This is a genomic window from Brevundimonas vesicularis NBRC 12165 (assembly GCF_001592205.1).
Classification (GTDB): domain Bacteria; phylum Pseudomonadota; class Alphaproteobacteria; order Caulobacterales; family Caulobacteraceae; genus Brevundimonas; species Brevundimonas vesicularis.
Genome location: NZ_BCWM01000008.1, coordinates 49320 through 67349 on the forward strand (window position 1 = coordinate 49320; position 18030 = coordinate 67349).

General features: G+C 68.9%; 18 protein-coding genes and 1 tRNA gene. 8 read left to right on the plus strand and 11 right to left on the minus strand.

Going from position 1 to position 18030, the window contains the following annotated elements; translation table 11 throughout:
* The first annotated feature begins 188 nt into the window (after nucleotides 1-188).
* Nucleotides 189-1793 carry a thiol reductant ABC exporter subunit CydD gene (gene cydD / locus BVE01S_RS07825; protein ID WP_066626484.1) on the plus strand — a complete coding sequence of 535 codons (1605 nt, stop codon included), beginning with the start codon at nucleotides 189-191 and terminating at the stop codon, nucleotides 1791-1793.
* Complete coding sequence (locus tag BVE01S_RS07830) at nucleotides 1790-3436, plus strand: amino acid ABC transporter ATP-binding/permease protein (RefSeq protein WP_066626296.1); 1647 nt, start codon at nucleotides 1790-1792, stop codon at nucleotides 3434-3436. Before cydD ends, BVE01S_RS07830 begins: the two co-directional genes overlap by 4 nt.
* On the opposite strand, the gene BVE01S_RS07835 is transcribed toward BVE01S_RS07830, so the two are convergent.
* The 4 genes from BVE01S_RS07835 to BVE01S_RS07850 form a co-directional block, all read right to left on the minus strand.
* Entirely contained in the window at nucleotides 3433-4170 is a 738-nt protein-coding gene (locus tag BVE01S_RS07835) for a helix-turn-helix domain-containing protein (RefSeq protein ID WP_066626297.1), read from the minus strand. The two genes, BVE01S_RS07830 and BVE01S_RS07835, sit on opposite strands and share 4 nt — an antisense overlap.
* A gap of 85 nt (nucleotides 4171-4255) precedes the next feature.
* On the minus strand, nucleotides 4256-6631 hold the full coding sequence (locus BVE01S_RS07840; RefSeq protein WP_146111988.1) for a TonB-dependent receptor: 2376 nt from the start codon (nucleotides 6629-6631) through the stop codon (nucleotides 4256-4258).
* 21 nt (nucleotides 6632-6652) lie between these two features.
* Nucleotides 6653-7624: a FecR family protein gene (locus BVE01S_RS07845; protein ID WP_066626299.1), complete on the minus strand. Its 972-nt coding sequence runs from the start codon at nucleotides 7622-7624 to the stop codon at nucleotides 6653-6655.
* A gap of 85 nt (nucleotides 7625-7709) precedes the next feature.
* Nucleotides 7710-8273: an RNA polymerase sigma factor gene (locus BVE01S_RS07850; RefSeq protein WP_240612117.1), complete on the minus strand. Its 564-nt coding sequence runs from the start codon at nucleotides 8271-8273 to the stop codon at nucleotides 7710-7712.
* A gap of 121 nt (nucleotides 8274-8394) precedes the next feature.
* Here BVE01S_RS07850 and BVE01S_RS07855 point away from each other — a divergent pair, with 121 nt between their 5' ends.
* Genes BVE01S_RS07855 through BVE01S_RS07880 form a run of 6 tightly spaced genes read left to right on the plus strand, consistent with a single transcriptional unit; the run spans nucleotide 8395 to nucleotide 13246 of the window.
* A complete protein-coding gene (locus BVE01S_RS07855; RefSeq protein ID WP_066626301.1) occupies nucleotides 8395-9081 on the plus strand; it encodes a thermostable hemolysin in 687 nt (228 codons plus the stop codon).
* Nucleotides 9078-10502 (plus strand): AMP-binding protein, encoded by a 1425-nt coding sequence (locus BVE01S_RS07860; RefSeq protein ID WP_066626302.1) that lies wholly within the window; start codon nucleotides 9078-9080, stop codon nucleotides 10500-10502. The genes BVE01S_RS07855 and BVE01S_RS07860 overlap by 4 nt, the downstream gene beginning before the upstream one ends.
* 8 nt (nucleotides 10503-10510) lie before the next feature.
* Nucleotides 10511-11188 (plus strand): iron-containing redox enzyme family protein, encoded by a 678-nt coding sequence (locus BVE01S_RS07865; protein ID WP_066626303.1) that lies wholly within the window; start codon nucleotides 10511-10513, stop codon nucleotides 11186-11188.
* Nucleotides 11178-11930: an SDR family NAD(P)-dependent oxidoreductase gene (locus BVE01S_RS07870; protein WP_066626304.1), complete on the plus strand. Its 753-nt coding sequence runs from the start codon at nucleotides 11178-11180 to the stop codon at nucleotides 11928-11930. Before BVE01S_RS07865 ends, BVE01S_RS07870 begins: the two co-directional genes overlap by 11 nt.
* Before the next feature lie 27 nt (nucleotides 11931-11957).
* Complete coding sequence (locus BVE01S_RS07875) at nucleotides 11958-12605, plus strand: tetratricopeptide repeat protein (RefSeq protein WP_066626305.1); 648 nt, start codon at nucleotides 11958-11960, stop codon at nucleotides 12603-12605.
* Nucleotides 12606-12616: 11 nt separating this feature from the next.
* Nucleotides 12617-13246: a methyltransferase family protein gene (locus tag BVE01S_RS07880; RefSeq protein ID WP_066626307.1), complete on the plus strand. Its 630-nt coding sequence runs from the start codon at nucleotides 12617-12619 to the stop codon at nucleotides 13244-13246.
* Nucleotides 13247-13269: 23 nt separating this feature from the next.
* Here the strand turns inward: BVE01S_RS07880 and BVE01S_RS07885 are convergent.
* The 7 genes from BVE01S_RS07885 to fliM form a co-directional block, all read right to left on the minus strand.
* Nucleotides 13270-13356: transfer RNA gene (locus BVE01S_RS07885), tRNA-Leu, on the minus strand.
* Between the two features lie 58 nt (nucleotides 13357-13414).
* Nucleotides 13415-14860, minus strand: a complete 1446-nt coding sequence (locus tag BVE01S_RS07890) for a M20/M25/M40 family metallo-hydrolase (protein WP_066626309.1) — start codon at nucleotides 14858-14860, stop codon at nucleotides 13415-13417.
* A gap of 43 nt (nucleotides 14861-14903) precedes the next feature.
* A complete protein-coding gene (locus BVE01S_RS07895) occupies nucleotides 14904-15143 on the minus strand; it encodes a DUF3297 family protein (RefSeq protein WP_066626310.1) in 240 nt (79 codons plus the stop codon).
* A 97-nt stretch (nucleotides 15144-15240) separates the two neighbouring features.
* Complete coding sequence (locus tag BVE01S_RS16775; RefSeq protein ID WP_155965911.1) at nucleotides 15241-15381, minus strand: hypothetical protein; 141 nt, start codon at nucleotides 15379-15381, stop codon at nucleotides 15241-15243.
* A gap of 86 nt (nucleotides 15382-15467) precedes the next feature.
* Entirely contained in the window at nucleotides 15468-16388 is a 921-nt protein-coding gene (locus tag BVE01S_RS07900) for a MotE family protein (RefSeq protein ID WP_066626314.1), read from the minus strand.
* A 17-nt stretch (nucleotides 16389-16405) separates the two neighbouring features.
* Complete coding sequence (locus BVE01S_RS07905) at nucleotides 16406-16987, minus strand: DUF6468 domain-containing protein (protein ID WP_066626317.1); 582 nt, start codon at nucleotides 16985-16987, stop codon at nucleotides 16406-16408.
* The gene (gene fliM, locus BVE01S_RS07910) at nucleotides 16987-18030 is read right to left on the minus strand and encodes a flagellar motor switch protein FliM (protein ID WP_017504455.1); all 1044 of its coding nucleotides are present in this window, start codon (nucleotides 18028-18030) and stop codon (nucleotides 16987-16989) included. Before fliM ends, BVE01S_RS07905 begins: the two co-directional genes overlap by 1 nt.

Sequence of the window (18030 nt, forward strand, 5' to 3'; positions counted from 1 at the left end):
TGCTCCGAGGAATCGGTCTGCTGGACCGACGTTTCGTCGGCCGTAGGCGGTACGCGGGACGCCCGCCTTGATCTCGATCAAAGCGGCGGCGAACGCCCAGCCCTATTGGACGCTTGGTCCTTGGACATTTCGTCCAACGACGTTTCGCCCAGTGGCGCGCGGCCTGCGCCGAGCGCTGGAGTCGCCTGATGAGCGCCGTGCCAATCGCCCCTGTCTCTGCGGCCGCCTGGCTGAAGCAGATCAGTCGTCCGTGGAGGCGGCTGACCCTGCTGACCGGCGTGCTGACCCTTGCGGACGTCGCGCCAGCGATCGGCTTCGCGACGGGGCTGGCTTTGACGATTTCCAGCCTGACCGTATCGCCGGCCGCCGCCGCGCCGTGGCTGGCCCTGGCTGTGTTCAGTCTGATCGCGCGCGGCCTGATCGGCCAGGCCGCCGTGATCGTCGGCGCGAAGATGGGTCGGGCGGTAAAGACCGACGTCCGAGGCCGCCTGCTGTCAGACCTGTTCGGGCGAGGACGGCGATCCAACGCGCAGATGACGGCCTTGGTCGAAGGGGTCGGCGCGCTGGACAGCTACTATTCGCGGTTTGCGCCCTTGCGCCTCGCCGCAGGCGTTTCGCCGCTGCTGATCATCGCCGCCGCCGCGATCGCCAGCCCGGTGTCGGCGGGCATCCTGTTGTTCACCCTGTTCCCGTTCATCGTCGGCATGGCCCTGGCGGGCACGGCTGCGGCGGGCGAAAGCCGTCGTCAGTTTCAGGCGCTTGAGCGGCTGTCTGGCCTGTTCATCGACCGTATCCGCACCCTGCCCGCCATTCTCGCCTTCGACGCCGTGGGCCGCACGACGGTGCAGATCGCCCAGGCGTCGGACGAGCTGGAGCGCCGCACCGCCCGCGTCATGCGCTTCGCCTTCCTGTCATCGGGCGTGCTGGAGTTCTTCTCGGCCTTGTCGGTCGCGCTGATCGCCGTCTATTGCGGCTTCAACCTGTTGCGGCTGCTGCCCTTCCCCGTTCCCGAGACGCTGGACCTGTCGCGCGCTTTCTTCGTGCTGGCCCTGGCGCCCGAAGTTTATGCGCCGCTGCGCCGCCTTGCCGCCGCCTATCATGATCGCCAAGCCGCCGAGGCCGCGGCTCCATCCCTGATCACGCCACACCCGCGCCCGGCCCAGCGCGCGCTTATCGGCGACCTGGCGCCCGCCATCCATTTCCGCGATGTCGCCATCGCTTATGAAGGCTCAGCGCCGGTCATCGACGGGTTCGACCTCGACATCGCGCCGGGGCAGATCGTGGCCCTGATGGGCGCCAGCGGCGTGGGCAAGTCCAGTCTTCTGCATTTGCTGCTCGGCCTTGCACCCTTGACGCGCGGCGAGGTCGAGGTGGGCGGCGCGCGGCTCAGCCAGTGCGGCGACATCGCCGGACGGGTCGCCTGGGCCAGCCAGCACCCGATCGTGACGCCTGGAACCCTGGCCGAGAACATCGCCCTGGCGGATCGCACCGCCTGCCCCGGCCGCATCGCCCTGGCCGCGCGCACGGCGGGCCTGTCCGGCGATCTGGATCGCCCCATCGACGAGCGCGGCGGCGGCCTGTCGGGCGGCGAACGCCGTCGCCTGGGCCTGGCCCGCGCCATCCTGAAGCGGGCGCCGCTTCTCGTGCTGGACGAGCCGACCGCGAATCTGGATCCGGCCTCGGAACGCGCCATGCTCGACGTCATTCGTCAGGCCGCGCGCGGCCGCACCACCCTGATCGCCACCCACTCCCCAGCCGTCGCTGCCCTGGCCGACCGCGTGGTGACGTTATGAGAGTCCCATCGCGCATCGCCGGCCTGATCGCCGCGCAGATTCAGGCCCAGCGCGCCCGGCTTCGGCTCGCCGCGGCCGGCGGCGCTGTCGTCTCGGTGGCGGCCGTCTGTTTGTTGGGCCTGTCGGGCTGGTTCATCACGGGCGCGGCCTTCGCGGGCCTGGCGGGCGCGGCGGCCGCCCAGAGCTTCAACTACATGATGCCCAGCGCCATCATCCGCCTGCTGGCCATCGTCCGCACCGGCGGGCGCTATGTTGAGCGCGTCGCGGGCCATGAGGCTGCCCTGAAGGCGCTCGCCCGCCTGCGCCCTCAACTGTTCGACGCCATCGCCACAGGCCCGGCCGAGCGCGCTCTGAACCTGTCGTCCGGCGAGGTCTCGGCCCGGCTGGTTCAGGACGTGGACGCGGTTCAGACCCTGTTCGTGCGGCGCTCGGCGCTCTGGAGCTTGGGCGCCGGCGCCGTTTCCGCCGTTCTGCTGGCCGGCCTCGCCTCCCCCTGGGCCGGCGCGGCCCTGTTCGTCGTGATGATTGCAGCCGTCCTGGGCGGCGTCCTTATCGCCCGCCGCCTCGCCGATCCCGCCGGCCGAGCGGTGCAGACCGGCGCAGGCGCGCTGAAGCATCGCCTCGCCGCCCTGGAGGCCGCCGCGCCCGAGTTGAAGGCCTACGGTCTTGACGACTGGGCGTGCGCGCAGGTCGCGCAGGTCGCCGCCGATCACGACACGGCGCAGATCGCCCTGACCCGATCGGGCGGCTGGACGGCCGTGTGGCAGGCGGCGGCCAGCGCCCTCGCGGTCGGCGTTGTCATTCCCGCCGCATTCCCAGCCGATCTGCCTCTGATCGCGCTGGCAGCCCTCGCGGCGGTCATGGGCGTCGAATCCGCCGGAGGACTGGTCGTCGCCCTGCACCAGAACGGCTCCGCCGCCCAGGCCCTGTCTCGCCTCGACGCCGCCATGCCCACGGCGTCCTCCCGTCACGGTCGACCGCTCAGCGGTGCGGTGCTCGGTCTCGCAAACCTTGGCGCCGAGCTGGCGCCGCCCTACCGCCTCGGCATCTTCGGTCCCTCCGGCGCTGGCAAGACGACGCTGATCGAACGCCTGATCGGGTTGCGAACGCCCCAGACCGGCGAGATGCGGCTCGGTGGATTGGACGCCGTTGTCATCGCGCCGGGGGATCGGCGCCAGCTGTTCGCCTATGCGGCCCAGGACGTCCGTCTGCTGAACGGATCCGTGCGCGAGAACCTGTTGATTGCAGGACCTGCCGACGATGCGGCCCTGTGGGCGGCGCTGGACGACGCCGCGCTGGGCGACCGAATTCGCGCCGAATCGCTGGGCCTGGACACCCCCGTCGGACCGAACGGCGAGCGGCTATCCGGCGGAGAACGACGGCGTCTTGGCCTGGCGCGCGCCTATCTGCGCGATGCGCCCTGGCTGGTGCTGGACGAACCGACGGAAGGCTTGGACGCCGCGACGGAGGCCCAGGTCCTGGACCGCCTTCAGAACCGCCTGGCCGCGCGGGGGCAAGGCCTGATCTTGGTCAGCCACCGGGCGTCGCCGATGGCGCTCTGCAACCGCTCCATCCGGGTCGAAGGGTTGGACAGCGACGGACATCTTCGTCTGACCTGCCCTCGGGATGACTTGGCCGCCTAGGATGCGCCGTTCGCCATGTCTTTCAGGCGGTCAGGGCGCTCGATCCGCAAGTCGTGCAGAGAGACGGCATGGATGACGCCGCTGGTCTTCAACTTGGTCAGCTCGCGACTGACGGTCTCGATCGTCAGTCCGAGATAGTCCGCGATCTCGGATCGGGTCATCGGCAGTCGCACAGCGTTATCGCCGGAGGGCCGCAGGGGATCGCGCGAAAGCATCGTCACCAGAAAGCTGGCGAGGCGTTCACGCGCGGTCTTGCGACCAAGCAGCAGCATCTGATCCTGCGCCGCCGTCAGCTCATGCATCGCCCGGCTCAGCAAGGCCGCTTCCAGACTGGGCCGCTCTCGCGCCAACGCGCGATACTCAGAGGCGCGGAACCGACACACGGTTGTGTCCTCGATCGCCTCCGCAGAGAAGGCGTAGGTTTCCCCCGCCGTCAGTCCGACAAAATCGCCTGCGAACAGGAAGCCGGTGATCTGGCGGCGACCATCGGGCAGAAGCTTGTAGACTCGGACTGCGCCCGAGGTGATGTTGAAGACGCTGGCGGCGGGTTCATCTTCGCGCGCCATGACGTCGCCCGCCGCCAAAACGATCCGCTCGGCGATGGCGTCCAACCGCACGAGGTCATCGCCGGGAAGGCTGGCGCAGACGCTGAAGGCGCGCGCGCCGCAGCCCACGCAGATGGAGTTCTCCAGTCTGTTGTCGCAGGCGGCGGTCAGGGCGCGCAGTTCAAGCATTCAGCCTCCATGATCCAGCCATGACTAAGCCCATCGCAAGCTCACCACAATCGCCACTGGCCGGCAGATCGCCTGAATCGAATGGTCAGAACCGCGCCGTCAGGGCCAAGCGGGCGGTGAGCGGTCGTTGCGGCGTGCTGATGTCGCCCGAGGCGTAGAAGGGATTGCCGAAGGTGAAGGTGTCGTCGCTACGATTGAACAGATTGTCCACCGACGCCCTGATCGCCCAGCGATCGATCTCCACGCCGACGCCCAGCGAACTGGTCAGATAGCCGGCCGAGGCGCCGGTGGAGGTCGGCGACAGGGCGATATCGGTCGGGCCGACATAGCCCAGGCGAAGCTCGGAACGCACCGTCGCATGCGCCAGATGCGCCTCATGCACGACGCCGCCCTGCACGCTGAAATCGGCGACCGCGGGCAGGCGTGTGTCGGTCCCCAGCGCGAAACCGGGGTCGGGTCGTGTTAGCTCGGGATCATTGACGACGGCGTGCGCATCCAGCGTCCATGGGCCGTCGCGCCATTCGACCTCGCCCTCGATGCCGCGATTGCGCCCGTCGCCCAGATTGGCGGTGAAGGGCAGACCCCGGGCGTCGAACCGGTCCGACTGGATGTTGCGCCAATCGGCGACGAACACCGCGCTTCGCCCCCGCAGTCGCCCTTCGAACAGGGTGAAGCGCGCGCCCGCCTCGCCGGCGACGATCTCGTCCGGCTTCACACGTCGCGTGGGCTGCTGATCGCCAGCCGGCACGGCGCCGGCGTTGAAGCCCGGCCCGCGATAACCCTCGGTCGCCAGGGCGTAGAAGACGAAGGGGCCGCGATCGTATTCGATCACCAGACGTGGGGTGATATCGACCAGAGCGTCGTCTCCAGACACCTGCGTCGGATCGCCGTCGGTTTCGCTGCGATGCTCGACCCCGATGCGGAACAGGCGCGCGCCGGCCGTGATCTTCAGGCGGTCGCTCAGCGCATAGGCGGCGTCGCCGAACAGAGCCGCCTCGTCCACATGGTCGCGCCTGTGCTGTCGATAGACCCCCGGCCCGCCCTGCCCGTCCGAGATCGCGACGGTGCGGGTGTGGGTGTATTCCGAGAAGAACAGCCCGGCGCTCCATTTCAGCCGCGCGCCGAAGTCGCCGTTCAACCGCACCTCATGCACCGCAGCCGACAGGTCGTCGGCCTGGTCCAGCGCCGCTGTTCCCGTGAGCCCGAACAGTCCGGCCGCAGGCGTCGCATCGTATCGCGCATCGAGGCCGTGCGACTGAACGCTGGACGAGGCCCGCAGTCTCGCCCAGCCCAAATCCCCGTCCACCGAGGCCCAGACACCGTCGAAATCGTTGCGGCTGGGCTCGATCAGGCTGCGACGACGCGCATAGGGTTGGTCGGCGCCCAGGTTGGCGTACTGGCTGTCGTCGACGTCGATGGTCTGGGCCAGGAAGCCCGTCTTCAAGGTCCAGCCGGGGGTCAGACGCAGCAGCGCCGCCGCCCTCAGCCCCTGTCGATGCATGCCGCCGGTATTGCTCAGTCCGAGGGCCTCATCATCGACGTAGCCCCCGATCGTCTCGTCATAGCCGACGACCCGGACCGCCAGGCGATCGCGAAGGATCGGGGCGTTGATCATTAGCTCGACGGCGTCACCCGGCGCGCCGCCGGCCGTCAGCGCCCCCTCCGCCGTCACGCGACCATAAAAGCCGGTCAGGTCCGGCGCGCGGCTGACCATCTGAACGACGCCGCCCATCGAGCCGGCGCCGTAGAGCGCCCCCTGCGGCCCGCGCAGAACCTCGACCCGTTCGATGTCGGCCAGACGCAACGCCGGATCGGGCGCGTCGTAAGTCAGGCGCACATCGTCGAGATAGAGCCCGATCAGACTTTGCGCCTGTCCCGCAACGGGTCCGTCCGCCAGGCCGCGAATGAAGAGCTTGTCGCGCCCCGGCCCCAGGTTTGTGACCGTCAGGCCGGAGACGCGGGCAGCGACGCCGTCTAGGTCGCTGACCCCGGCCCGTTCCAGCGTCACCCCGTCCAGCGACGACAGGCCATAGGGCGCGCGCGACAGCAGCAGATTGTCCGTGCGTGACGCGGTCACCACGACTTCATCCAGGGTCGTCGGGGTGACGGGCGCGGGCGGCGCTACGATCGTTCGCGCGACGACAGGCGGCGAGGCGGCGACCCGCACGATCCTGTAGGCGCCGTCGCCGACACGGGTCGCGACACAGTGTGTGCCCAGCATCAGCCTCGACAGGGCGGCATCGACGGAAAGCCTCCCCCTCACTCCGCGCGTGGGGCCGCATCGCTCGGTTCCGGCGGCGTCGATGCTGACGCCCGCCTGCAGACCGAAATCGAGAACGGCGCTCCGCAACGGCTGAGGCGAAACCGACACGTGAAGCGACGAACGCCCTTGGGCCATGCTGATCGACGGCGTGGTCACACCGCAAACGACGACCAGGGCGCAGAGGAAGGCTCGTACCAAAAGGCGACGTCCGAAACAGGTTCAGCGCCGTTCTAGACGAACCCCTTGCGGCCCGCGAGTGGCCTTGATCGGCAGGAACCGTTCCAGCCGGCCGATCACCGCCGCTTTGTCATCAAGCACCAGCGTGCCGGAGAAGCGCAGGTTCGCCGCGTTCGGCGCCACGGTCACCGGCGTGGCGAAGGCGCGGCTGAGGTCGGCGGCGATCTCTCGCAGCGGTCGATCGTCATAGGCCCGTCGCCCCTGGGTCCAGGCGGCGGCGGTGCGGACATCGACGGGGGCCACGGTCATCCGGTCGTCGGCGTCGTCGCGCTGGACCGACTGACCGACCGTCAGACGCACACGGCGCGCGGGCTGGTTCAGGTCGCTAACCTCGACCACGCCCCGCAGCACCGCCACCTGGGTGTCATCGGAGGATCTGCGGATGTTGAAGGCCGTGCCGACCACGCGCACCTGGCTTTCGCCGACATCGATTAGGAAGGGTCGGCCGGCGTCATGCGCCACGTCGAAGGTCGCTTCGGCCTGATCCATGTGCACCAGACGCCGTCCCCGCTCCATCTTCACCGCCAGGGTCGAACCGCCGTTGATCTGAAGCCGCGATCCGTCGTCCAGCGTCACCGTCCGCGTTTCGCCGGGTGCGGTGCTGTAGATCACGGTCGGGGCGGTTTGCAGCATCGGACCCAGGAAGATCGCCGCGGCGAGGGCCGCAGCCATCGCCGGGACCGCCACCATCCACCGCCGCCCCAGGTCCCTGCGCCGCTCGCGGTGCATCGACAGGTCGATGACCGGCGCCGGCTGAACGTCGGACAGGTGGCCCGACGCCGCCCACAGCCCCTCGGCCTCGTCGAAGGCGCGCCGATGGGCCGGGTCTTGATCGAGCCAGGCCGTGGCCGCGTCGATGTCCGCGATCGTCACGTCATCGGCGCGCAGACGCACGACCCAGGCGGCGGCCTGGGCGGCGATCTCCTCGTCCTTGATGACGTCGTCCTGGGTCATGATCCGGTCCGGGCCCGAGCGGGCTTTGGGGGAGAGACGACGCGGTCGCGCCGCATCCTCAATGAAAAATGGCGAAATCCGGTCGTCATGGCCAACCGACCCGCAGCAGCAGTGCCTTCAGCGAGGCGGAAACGTATTTCTCGACCGCGCTGCGCGAGACGCCCATCCGCTCGGCGACCTCGGCCTGGCTGAGCCCGGCCATCTTGTGCAGACGGAAGGCCTCTGCGGCCTTGGGCGGCATCCGATCAATCGCGGCGACCACCTTTTCCAGCTTCAAGCGGGCCCACACGGCGTCCTCGGCCGACGGCGCATCCTGAGCTTCGGCCGCGTCATCGATAGCGGAAGCGCGCCGCCATTCCAGATCGCGCGCGCCGGCACGACGCTGCGCCTTGGACGCATCCAGGGCCAGATTGGCGGCGATGCGATAGAGGAAGGCCTGCGGGTGGCGGACCTCGGCGGCGGCCTCCTCGGTCATGGATTGCAGCCGCACCCAGACATCCTGCGCCAGATCTTCGGCCGCAGCCGACGATCCCGTGCGCGCCGTCAGAAAGCGCACCAGGGCCGGGCGGCTGTCCAGCCACGCGTCCTCCAGGGCTTGCCGCGCCGGTCGGCTTGGGTCGTGCTGAGGGGGACCGGAAGAGGCGTTCACCAGCCCATCGTGGGTTGCTGCGCCCTCTGCGGCAACCGCGATTGCGACGGCGAAAGATTTTTTTGTGGGGGTCGCCGCACCGCGTCGTCTCTGGCCCGAAGTCCCCTGGCCCGAGGCCCGCATGTTTCCACTCCGCCTGCCCGAAGACGCCGATCCGGTTCGGCCGCGCGCGCGCCGCACGCTGTCGTCGCGCATCGTTCGGTTCGACGACCCCTGCCGAGGCGAACGTCGCCGCGTGGAGCAGTTCATCGAGGCGGCCTATGCCGACGCCTATGGCGGCCAGATCCAGGCCCATTTCCCGACCCTGATGAGCGTTCAGGACGAGGCGGGCGTCATCTACGCCGCCGTCGGCTTCCGGCACGCCGCCGAGGCGCCTCTGTATCTCGAGCAGTATCTGGACGGCTCCGTCGAGACCGTGCTGAGCCAGGCCATCGGCGCCGTCATCGACCGCACGCAGGTGGTCGAGATCGGCAGCCTGGCCTCCAGTGGACAGGGCGCGACCGTCTTCCTGTTCGCCGCCATGGCCCATCATCTGCAGTCCGAAGGTCTGAGGTTCGCCGTCGCCACCGCGACCGACGAACTGCGCCGCATCTTCCACAAGGCCGGTCTGGGCGCGCTTCAACTTGCGCGCGCCGATCCGCGCCGCCTCGACGACGGCGGCGGCAGCTGGGGCGCCTATTATCAGACCGATCCGGTGGTGCTGGCCGGCTCGATCGACGCAGCGACCGCGCCGCTGGATCACTTCTCCGAAACGGCGCCGGTCGGACGGGCCGTCCGCACCCGCCTGCACTACGAGGATCGCTCATGAGCGCCGTTCTGGACGCCCTGTCGCGTCGCGCCCGCGCCACGCCCGATGATGTGATGATCCAGTGGGCCGAAGGTTCGCTGACGGCGGCCGAACTCCTGGCGCAGGTCGGTCAGCTCGCGGCCGCCTTGGCCGACGACCGGTCTCCGGTCGGGGTCCTGCTCGACAACGGGCCGGCCTGGGTCGTCGTCGATCTGGCGTTGATCCTCGCCCAGCGGCCGAGCGTGCCGATCCCGCCCTTCTTCACGGCCGCTCAACGCGATCACGCCCTGGCCGACGCCGGCGCGGGGCTGCTGATCACGCCGGGCGCTCCGGGCGAATTGACGGCGGGCGGCTCGCCGATCCGGTTGACGCCGACAGGGCTGCCGGTGCGCGATCTGCATCCCGGCACGGCCAAGATCACCTACACCTCCGGCTCGACCGGCGCGCCCAAAGGCGTCTGTTTGTCGCAGGATCAGATGGAGGCGGTCGCCGCCTCTCTGGTTCAGGTCCTGGGCCGCGATCGCGCCGGGCTGCATCTGCCGGTGCTGCCGCTGGCGGTGCTGCTGGAGAATGTCGCCGGCCTCTATGCGACGCTTCTGGCCGGCGGCCGCTATCACGCCGCCAGCCTGGCCGAGGCGGGGATGGGCGAGGCCTTCCGCCCCGACTTTGCGCGCCTTCTGACCACTGTTGTCCAGACCGGCGCCACGACCCTGATCCTGGTTCCCGAACTGCTGCGCGGCCTGATCGCCGCCCAAGGCGCGATGCGGCTGGATCATCGGCTGGAGATGATCGCGGTCGGCGGCGCCCGGGTGTCCCCGGCCCTGCTGGAGGCCGCCGCCAACGCCGGCCTGCCCGTGGTCGAGGGCTATGGCCTCAGCGAATGCGCCTCGGTCGTGGCGCTCAACAGCCCGGACGACGCCCGCCCCGGCACGGTCGGCCGGCCCCTGCCTCACCTTGATGTCCATCTGGCCGACGACGGCGAAATCCTGGTCTCGCCCCATCCCTTCCTCGGCTATGTCGGCCAGGCGCCCGCGCCGGAGCGTCTGCACACAGGCGACATCGGCCGCTTCGACGCCGACGGACGGCTCAGCATCGAAGGTCGCAAGGCCAACACCCTGATCACCGCCTTCGGCCGCAACGTCGCGCCTGAATGGGTCGAAAGCGAGCTTCTGGCCGAGCCGCAGATCCTTCAGGCCATGGTAATGGGCGAGGCGCAGGCGTCGTTGTCGGCCCTGATCGTGGCGACGCCCAACGCCGACCCGGCCCAGATCGAGGCCGCCGTCGCACGCGCCAACGCCCGCCTGCCCGACTACGCCCGCATCGGCGACTGGCGTCTGGTGCCGCCCTTCGATCCCGCCGCCGGTCAGGTCACCGCCAACGGTCGTCCGCGTCGCGAGACCCTGCTGCGCACCTACGCCCCCTCCCCCTCGCAAGCCGCCTGAGAGTTCGCATGTCGTTTTTTGAAACCCTGGTCGCCGCGACCGCAACCGAGCGGGCCGCCTTCGCCGCCATCCCCCAGATCAGGGACGGTCTGGCCGGCCGCATCAGTCGCGACACCTACGTCGCCTATCTGGCCCAGGCCTATCACCACGTCCGCCACACCGTGCCGCTGATGCAGGCCGCCCGGGCGCGGCTGAGCGATGACCACGCCGTCTTCAAGGCCGCGCTCGACGACTATATCGCCGAGGAAACCGGCCACGAGCAGTGGATACTGAATGACATCCGCGCCGCCGGCGGCGACCCCGATCAGACCGTGCATGACGGCCCGAACGTCGCGACCGAACTGATGGTGGCCTACGCCTATGACACCATACAGCGCATCAATCCGATGGCCTTCTTCGGCATGGTCTATGTGCTGGAGGGCACCAGCATCCAGCTGGCCAGCGTCGGGGCGGAGGCCGTGCAGCACAGCCTCGGCCTGCCGCCCGCCGCCTTCACCTATCTGATCTCTCATGGGGCTCTGGATCAGGACCACATCCTGTTCCTCAAGCAACTGCTGGACGGAGTGTCGAACGCCGACGACCGCGCCGCCATCGTCCACATGGCCAAGGTGATGTTCGGCCTGTTCGGCGGGGTCTTCGCCTCCATCCCCCACATCGCAGCGCGGGAGACGGTCGATGCAGTTTGAGGATCGCAACATCCTGGTCACCGGCGGCTCCGGCGCCTTGGGGCGTCGCGTGGTCGAGCGGATCGAGCGCGAGGGCGGTCGGGTTACGATCGTCGCTCGCGCGCCGGTGGCGGGCCATCACACCTTGGTGGGCGATCTATCGAGCCCGCAGGGCCTCGACCGGGTCGCCGAACAGGCCGGCGGCCGCGCCTGGGACATTCTGATCAATATCGCCGGAATCCAGCATTTCGGCCCGCTGGAACAGCAGACGCCCGAGCATCTGCTGGCGACCTATATGGTCAATCTGGTCGCGCCGGCGCGTCTGGCCCAAGCCGCCCTGCCCGGCATGAAGGCGCGCAAACACGGCCAGATCGCCAACGTCGGCTCCATTTTCGGCTCGATCAACTTCGCCCACTTCGCCAGCTATTCCAGCGCCAAGGCCGGGATGCGAGCGCTCAGCCAATCGCTGCGCCGCGAACTGGCCGGCACAGGCGTCGGCGTAACCTATGTCGCGCCCCGCGCGGTGGCCACGCCGTTCAACTCCGCCAAGGTCGACGAATATGCGCGCCTCACCGGCATGGCCATCGACGATCCGGACCCGATCGCCGACCGCATCGTCGCCGCCATCCGCTCAGATCGCCGCGACGTCTATCTTGGCTTCCCCGAAAGCCTGTTCGTCCGCCTCAACGCCCTGGCGCCCGGCCTGATCGACGGGGCCCTGAAGTCCAACGACCTGAAGGCCCGCGCCCTGTTCGCCGGCTGAACCACAAAACAAAAGGAGAGACACGCCATGAAGACCGCCTTGTTCGCCCTGGCCCTGATGGCCGCCCCCCTGACGGTCGCCTCCGTCGCCCATGCCGACGCCTGCGACGACCGCGCGCGCGGTCTCCAGCAGTCGTGGGACCATGTGAACTTCGAAGTTCCGCAAGGCGTTCGAATGGCGGAAATGGCTAGGCTGAACACCCAGGCCGACGCCGTCGTGGCCCAATGCCCCAACCGCGCTGAACCTCTGGTCTGGGACGCCATCATCACCGCTTCGGAAGCGGGATTGAAGGGCGGTATCGGCGCCCTGGGCCTCGTGCGTGAGGCGCGCTCCGAACTGGAACAGGCCGAGCGGATCAACCCGCGCGCGCTGAACGGCTCGGTCTATGTCAGCCTCGGTTCGCTCTACGCCCAGGTGCCGGGCGCCCCGATCGGTTTCGGCAACCGCCAGCGCGCCCGCGACTACCTCCAGCGCGGTCTGGCCATGGCGCCCAACGACGTCGACGCCAACTTCTTCATGGGCGATCTGCTGGTGCGTGAACACGACTGGAACGGCGCCGCCCGCTATCTGCAAAAGGCTATCGACGCCCCCGTCCGTCCCGGTCGCGCCGTCGCCGACCGCGGTCGCAAGGCCGAGGCCCGCGCCCTGCTCGTCCGCGCCCAGCAGCATCACTGAACAGATCCATCATGAGCCCTGTTTCCCCCGCCCTGTCGCTCGACGTCGTTCAACGCCGTCGCAAATGGTTCGCCGGCCTTGCTCTGCTCGCCCTCATCGCCCTGACCGCCAGCGTCCGCTCGGTCGCCGCTTTCAACGGCGAATGGCATGAGGGCGTCGAGACCCTGGGCCTGGCTGCCATCATCGTCGCCATCGTCGGCCGCGCCTGGTGCTCGCTCTATATCGGCGGACGCAAGAAGGCCGAGATCGTCGACCGCGGCCCCTATTCCATCACGCGCAACCCGCTCTATCTCTTCAGCTTCATCGGCGCCTTCGGCGTCGGCGCCCAGACCGGCAGCGTGACGATCGGCGCGATCTTCGCCGTGGCGACCTTCCTGGTCTTCCTGCGCACGGTCGGTCGCGAAGAGGCCTGGCTGGCCGAACATTTCGGCGCGCCCTACGCCGCCTACTGCGCCCGCACGCCGCGCTTCCTGCCCAATCCCGCCCGCTGGCGCGACGCCGAGGAACTGACCATCCGTCCCGCCTTCTTCGTCCGCACCCTGCGCGACGGCCTGGTCTTCCTCGCCGCCATCCCCGTCATGGAGGGCATCGAGCACCTGCAGTCATCAGGGTTGATCGGCTTTCCGATCAGTCTGTTCTGATCCAGTTCGTGATCGACTTGAAATGGTGCGGGCGGCCGGGCTTGAACCGGCAAGGACTTTCGTCCGGCAGATTTTAAGTCTGCTGCGTCTACCAGTTTCGCCACGCCCGCAGCCCGGTCTGGCCCGGTTTGGCTCCTATAGACGGAACCGGGCCGGGTCTCCAAGTCGTCAGCGTGTCGGGGTCGCCGGCGTGGTCGCGGGCTTCATCGCCCGGAAGTCCACGTCGGAATCGGCGATCAGCCAGAGCAGGCCCGCCCAGGCGGCGACGTTCTGGTTCAGCTGCGCCGGGTCGATCTTGTCCAGCGTGTCGTTGGCGGTGTGGTGCAGGTCGAAATAGCGAGTTCCGTCCTGGGCCAGGCCGAAGAAGGGCACGCCCAGCGGGCCCATCGGTCCGACATCAACGCCGCCTTCGGTCTCGACGCGATCGGAGGCTAGGACGCCGATCGGATAGAGGACGCGGGTCGCGGCCTTCTGGAAGTCTGAGCCTTGCGCGCCGGCGGGCAGGCGCAGGGCGTAAACGCGGTCGGCGCCGAAATCGCTCTCGCCGGCGATGATGTGCTTGTCCAGCGCCACGCCCTGGCCGCGCGCGTAGACGCCGCCGCCGTTGCCGGTCTGGGCGGTCGGCTGGGCCACTTCTTCCGAACCGTAGAAGATCACGCGCAGGGTGCGGGCCGGACGACGGCCGCTGTCGGCGATGGCCTTGGCGGCCGCGATGGTGATGGCGCCCCCTGCCCCGTCGTCGATGGCGCCGGTGCCCAGGTCCCAGCTGTCCATGTGGGAGCCCAGGACGATGATCTCGTCGGGGCGCGTAGCGCCCGGCAGATCGCCGATCACGTTCTGGCTGGTTGTGCGATAGGTGCGGGCGGTCGAGGTCAGGCGCATCCGCACCGGCTGGCCCAGGGCGACCAGGCGGCTGACCTGATCGGCGTCGGGCGCGGCCAGGGCGAAGGCGGGAATGGTCGGCTTTCCGTCGACATAGCGGGTGGTGCCGGTGTGGGGCATCCGGTCCTCGTCAGAGCCGACCGAGCGCATGACGAAGGCCGCCGCGCCCTTGGCCGCCGCCACGCCGGGGCCGGCGCCGCGCACGCGGGTCTGGGGACCATAGCCCGAGCCGTCCTGCATCGGGTGCATCTGGCCCAGATCGACATAGACGATCTTGCCGCGGACGGCGGCCTCGGGCGCGGCCTGCAGGTCTTCAAACGTGGAGAAGCGCACGACCTCCGCCTCGACGCCGTTGCGTGGTGTGGCCGGAGAGTGGCCCAGAGCCGCAGCGACCAGGGCCTGGGCGTTGTCACCGACGATGGCGGCCGAGCTTTCGCCCCGCTCCCAGCCGACCAGCGGGAACTCTTCGACGCGGACGTTCTGGAAGCCGTTGGCGCGCAGATAGTCAGCGGCCCAGGCGGCGGCCTGCTGCTCGGAGCGCGAACCCGCCGGGCGCGCGCCGAACCGCGTCGTCAGTTGGGTGACATAGTCCATGGCGATGTTCGAGCGCATCGCGGCGTCGCGCACCACGATCGCCTGCTGCACCGTCGCCGCATCCTGAGCATGGGCCGCGGGTGTAAACGCGACAAGACCCAGGGCGACGGCGCTGGCGGTCAGCAGACGGATGGACATAAGCAGGCTCCGGACTCAGATGAGAGCCGGACCCTAGGTAGGTTCAGCCGTTCTGGAAATAGGGTTCGACCGGACCCTGCAGTTTCACGGTCAGGGCCTTGCCCTTGCGATCCACGCGGTTGCCGAGCGCCAGACGCACCCAGCCTTCGGACACGCAATATTCCTCGACATTGGTCTTCTCTTCGCCCTTGAAGCGAATGCCGACGCCACGTTGCAGAACCTCGGCGTCGTGATGCGGGCTGGACGGGTCGACCGAAAGGCGATCGGGGGGCGTGTCGGACATGGCGTTGGTCGGGTTCAGATCTCGGGAAAGGCGTGGTGATAGACGCGCTGGCGCGCCCTGCCAATCCGAAACCGGGCCAAACCGGGCTCGAAGACCTTTAGGGCAGCAGGTGATAGTGCTGGGCGACGGCGGCCATCATCACGGTTCCGACCGCCGGAACGGCGAGTATGATGGCCCTGCGCATGCGGTGCGCCACGTAAAGCAGTTCGCCGATCATGGCGCGGATCCTCGATGTCATCGCTCTCTGACGGAGCGTTCGAAGATCATTGGTCGAACAGTGCGCGCTGTCGAGACGAAACGTCAGCGTCGAGATTACACTTAAGTTTACTGCACAGTTTGCCGGGGCTGGGCGTTGGGGGCGGCTGACGGCTGATAGGCCTGCGGGCCGGTCGCAGCGGGAGCGGCCGCAGGCGTGGCGGCAGGACGACGCGCCGGGGTCGCGGCCGGACGGGCCGCGGGTCGCGCAGCGGGACGGTTGGCGGCCGGGCGCGGCGTCGGACGGGTCGTTGGGGCGGCCGCAGGCTGAGCCGTCGGCGTCGCTGGCGGGGTCGTCGCGGCTGGCGCAGCAGCGGCAGGCGTAGCGGCCGGAGGCGGTGCGGCCTCGGCGGCGGCGGCGCGGGCGGCCATCTGCTGGGCCTGGAAGCGGGCGGCGAGCTTTTCGGTCAGCTCCTTGGCTTGCGGCGCGCTCATCTGGGCCATGATGGCGGCCAGGGTACGCGGACGCATGGCGGCGGCGACCGGCAGGCGCACCCGGTCCTCCAATGCGGCCATGACCGGGGCGGCCTCCTTGGGACGCATGGCGGAATAGACCTGAACCAGACGATCGATCTCGGCCTTCTCGCGCTCATCGACTTGGCCGAGCATCTGCTTCATCTCGGCCTTCAAGGCTTCCAACGCCTTGACCTTGGCGTCCAGCTTCTGCTCGGCGGCGACCATCAGCGGCAGAGTAGTGGCGAAGTCCTGGTCACGCGCATCCAGCGCCGCGCGGCGCTGCGACAGCGACTGGATGATCTTCAGCTCGGCCGGCGAAATCCCGGCCTGCTGGGCCAGCTGTTCGGGAGACAAGGCGGAACAGGTGCCGGGCAGAACCGGCTTGGGCGGCGCGCCGGCCGCAGATGGAACCGCCTCCTCGGCCCAGGCCTTGGCCCCGTCGAACAGGCCAGGCGCGACGCCGACGGCGCGCACGGCGACGACCCCGCCGATGGCGATGGCGATCAGGGGCAGGATGCGGGGAAGGCGGGCCATGAAATGGGGTTCCGAACTCAGGCGGCGAACAGGTCGTCGTCGAGATTACGACGCGCGGCGTTGAGGCTTTGTTTGGCGGAATGGTTAGCGGAGCGTCCGGCAGTCAGGGCCTGAACGATCGCGGCGACATTGTCGCGCCCGGCGGGCGCAGCCGCTTCATTACGACGGTTCGAAGAGGGACTGGCCAGTCCCTGGATGCGTTGAGCAAGGGCCGCCATGCGATCGGCCCGCTCCTCGTCTTCGGTCGCGGCCGGCGCTGGAGCCAGGGCGGCCGGGGCCGCGCGACGGACGGGTTCGTCCTCAACAATACGCGCCGGCGCCATGGCCGGCGCGCGGGCGATCAGGGTCTCCAGCTGCGCCTTGACCTCACGCGCCTTGATAATCCGGTCGTGAAGCAGATCCGTTTCCTGGCCCGAGGCCCGAAGGGTGGCCAGGGCGTTTTCGGCGCGGCCGGCGGCGGCGTTCAGTTCGGTGACGGCCTGGGCGAAGGCCAGCTGGCCGGCGCGCAGGGCAGCCAGCTTGCGTTCCAGCTTGATGCCGTAACCGACCGCCGCGATCAGCAGCACCATCAGCACGCCGTCCATGATCATCCCGGCCATCAGACGTTCACTCCCAGGCGGGCGGCGACTTCCGGATTGACCGGCCCTTCGACGCGTATGGCGATGTGCTGGCCCTTGCGCCCCATGCGGCCGGTGGTCAGCGGAATGGAGCCGGCGCGGATCGAGACCTCGGAATCCGGCGTGGCGTTCAGCATCATCGTGTCGCCGACCTTGAGGTTCAGCACGCTGGACAGAGGCATCTGCTGTTCGTCCAGGACCGCGCGGACTTCGGTTTCGGTCGTCCAGATCTCGGTGGCCAAGTGGCCTTCCCAGATGTTGTCGCGGCCGAACTTCTCGCCCATGAACTGCTGCAGCAGCATCTTGCGGATCGGCTCCAGCGTCGCATAGGGCAGCAGCAGCTCGATACGGCCGCCGCGATCCTCCATGTCGATCCGCAGCTTGATCAGGATGGCGGCGTTGGCGGGACGCGCGATGGCGGCGAAGCGCGGGTTGGTCTCCAGCCGGTCCAGGTTGAAGTGGACCGGGGTCAGCGGCTCGAACGCCTGGCGAGCGTCGTTCAGCACGACCTCGACCATCCGCTGCACCAGCACCCGCTCGATGGTCGTGTAGGGCCGACCTTCTATGCGCAGCGCCGCCGTGCCGCGACGACCGCCCAGAAGCACGTCGACGATCGAATAGATCAGGTTGGAATCGACCGTCAGCAGGCCGTAGTTGTCCAGCTCCTCGGCGCGAAACACCGCCAGGATGGCCGGCAGCGGGATCGAGTTCAGATAGTCGCCGAAGCGGATCGACGAAATATTGTCCAGGCTGACTTCGACGTTGTCGGAGGTGAAGTTGCGAAGGCTGGTCGTCATCAACCGCACCAGGCGGTCGAACACGATCTCCAGCATCGGCAGACGCTCGTAGCTGACGAGCGCGGAGTTGATGATGGCCCGGATGCCCGAGCGTTCTGAACCGTCGTCGTCGCCCAGGTCGAAGCCCAGCAGGCTGTCGATCTCATCCTGGTTCAGGACGCGTTCGGACAGGGCGTCGCCGGGATCGCCCAGACCGCCGAACGGATCGAGTTGCGCCGCGTCCGTCAT